We start from the raw sequence: 2,897 nt of genomic DNA on the forward strand, positions 1-2,897 counted from the left end.
AAAATATCTGGTAAATAACCTCAAATTGAGTAAATCGATTAAGCTCGAAGTCGATATCGACCCCACATCATTGATGTAGAAGAGCATCAAACGACTGTCCGGACAGGGCTGTCTGAACTTAAAAGAGCAAATTAATGATCTTAAAGACAGTTAGTTATTGTCATAGCTTACGATGATTATATAGCCGTCTGAAAAGGTTTTTACATCACCTGTATCGAAATGATAATTATCACCCTGATACGGTTCTGAGGGGAGATTGGTCCCAAAGATCTCATAGTCAGCGAACCGCTGCAGATCATGAGGATGATTATATGGATTTCCCGTTCCGAAACTGATAACCCCTATTCTGGCGTGACGGGTAAAAACCTCCTGAAGGAAGTAATCTCGAGAAGAGGTTTGACTTCCGTGATGTCCTATTTTGAGGACATCGGCCGAGAGTGGGAAGTTATTATTAACCAGATAGTTCTCTACCGGGTGTTCCATATCTCCGGTTAACAGATATACTATCTCTCCGTATTCGATCCTCAATACGATAGAACGGTTATTCTCATTGGTCTGGCTCACACCGGGTGGAAAGTCCAGGTTGAGGATTTGAAAACTGACAGCCGAACTGATATCGAGGAAATCACCCACTTCATAATTCAGGGGTGTATCCGGTGAAAGATAGTAGTCGTAAGGAATATTGTAGTCGATAATATCCTGCAGACCACCCCAGTGATCCATATGTCTATGCGTCTCGACCAGAAAGCGGAATCTTCCAATGTTCTCGTTCAGGACATAATCGAGCATGTAGGGATATCCGGCACCATGCCAGGGAGCATTCGGATTGGAGAATGGAGGAACATTCGTTCCATACCCTCCATCAACCGCTATTACTTCGCCTTCCGGAGTCTGAATCAGCGTTCCATCACCCTGCTTGACGTCGACAAAATCGACTCTGAGCATCGGGTACTCGCTACTTGTGGAAGTAAAAACCAGGAGAGTATCAAAAAGAGTTGTATTATCATGTAATTCCAGATGCAATTGATAGTTAATATTACTCCCCTCTACCGGCAGGGGAAAATCGACATAACTACGTTTGTAGCGGGCAGAATAACCCTTATAAGACCTTCCTTGCAAGTTATCTCTCTGATAGGAGAGTGATAGCTTGACTTCAGAACCGGTTGTCATGAACAACCTGTTGTCATGGATCAGAAGATCATTTATCAGGGTGGAATACTCTTTAGTAATGATGCTTATCTGACGAGTCGATGATTCGTTGCTGATAGTCAGACCAGCTCGATTTCTTGCAGTAACGGAGATAGTGTAAACACCGCTGCTCTGATAAGCATAAGGCATTGTCAATGTAGAACCACTCGGTGCAAATGCGGTATACTCGGAATACACGCCATTCCCCCAGTTGAACCGGACCTGAACATCGAGATCCTGAGGATCATTGACAACTATTGATGCAACAAAAAAACTATTGATAGAGACCGTGTCAGGAACTGATATAACTCCTACAATCTCGGGAGGTTCATTGTTGCCGTTGTCTCCTCCTGTAGTCCTGTTCTCTCCACAACTGGCCAGTAAAACCAACAGAACTATAACTGCTATAAGACTGAATCGTTTTATTATCATTAGCTATCCATTCTTAATATTTTATAATAACGACATTCCCATCGCTATAGGTCTTTATCGTCCCTATATCGAAATGGAAGTTACTCCCTGCATAACTCGATGCCGGTCGATTTGTTCCAAAAGTTTCATAACTGTTGAATCGGGAAGGGCTGTGTGGATGCCCGTATGGATTATCGGTCCCGAAACTGAGTGTAACTACCCTGGCAAACTGGTTCAATACTGCCGCAAGAAATACAGAACTAGAGGAGGTTCGGCTGCCGTGATGCCCGGCCTTCAGAACGTTGCTAGAGAGGTTATAACCACTGTTAACTAAAAATAGCTCAACCTCTCGTTCTGCATCCCCGGTCAGGAGATATTCTGTCGAACCGTAAATTATTTTCAAAACTATCGAGGTATTATTGACACCTGTTCCGATAGCCTCAGGTGGGTATCCTATATTGAGTATCTGCAGGCTGACCTCGGAATCGAGGTCAAGAAAATCACCCCTTTGATAACCCATAGTGTATTGGGGAGAGAGATAGTAGTCATATTCAATCCCGGCATCAATAATATCCTGTAGTCCACCCCAGTGGTCTGAATGGCGATGAGTTTCAACCAGAAAGGAAAAATGTTGCACATCTTCGTTCTGGACATAATTCAACATCAATGGCTGACCAGCTCCATTCCATTCCTGTTCTGGTGCCCAGCCCGGCGAATATGTTCCATAACCGCCATCTACAGCGATCGCATGTCCTTCCGGTGTTCTGATCAGATGACCGTCACCCTGGGCAACATCGACAAAGTCCACCCGGAGAAAATCAGTGTCGTTTTCACTACTGTAAAAATAGAGAAGAGTGTCCTTATGAGAAACGTTGCTGATAACCATGATCTCTATCTCATAATAGAGATTACTTCCATTAACAGGGAGAGTAAAAACTTTACTTTCTGATCTACTGTCTGTTGAGAACCCTTTGTACCGTTCTTCACTATCTTCGACATTGTAGTAGGTGAATTGCATATCGACAGGTTTAGCAGCAACCAATTCGAGAGTGTTACCATTGATTTGCATCTCTTCAATCAAATAAGGATCGTAATTGTCTTCAGGTGATAATACACTGCTGTCACTACCACATGAGATCAAGAAAAGCAGAATCAAACATCCGGTTACAAGCCAGAGGACTCTCTTTCCCTTTCTTGCCTTTTTTATCGTTGCAATTACATATCTATCTGGTTTTTTCATCCAAACCTGCTCTTTTTTATATATCTTAGCTCAAACTTCTGTCCAGACAAACTTTTTC

General features: G+C 43.0%; 2 protein-coding genes. Both read right to left on the reverse strand.

Annotation, left to right across the window (positions count from 1 at the left end; all coding sequences use genetic code 11):
* Window positions 1–150: 150 nt before the first annotated feature.
* On the reverse strand, window positions 151–1,620 hold the full coding sequence (locus RBR61_RS10190) for an MBL fold metallo-hydrolase (protein ID WP_320344082.1): 1,470 nt from the start codon (window positions 1,618–1,620) through the stop codon (window positions 151–153).
* Between the two features lie 13 nt (window positions 1,621–1,633).
* Window positions 1,634–2,839: an MBL fold metallo-hydrolase gene (locus RBR61_RS10195; protein WP_320344084.1), complete on the reverse strand. Its 1,206-nt coding sequence runs from the start codon at window positions 2,837–2,839 to the stop codon at window positions 1,634–1,636.
* Window positions 2,840–2,897 lie beyond the last annotated feature (58 nt).

The sequence above is a fragment of the Sulfurimonas sp. genome (genome assembly GCF_034005705.1).
Taxonomy (GTDB): Bacteria; Campylobacterota; Campylobacteria; order Campylobacterales; family Sulfurimonadaceae; genus Sulfurimonas.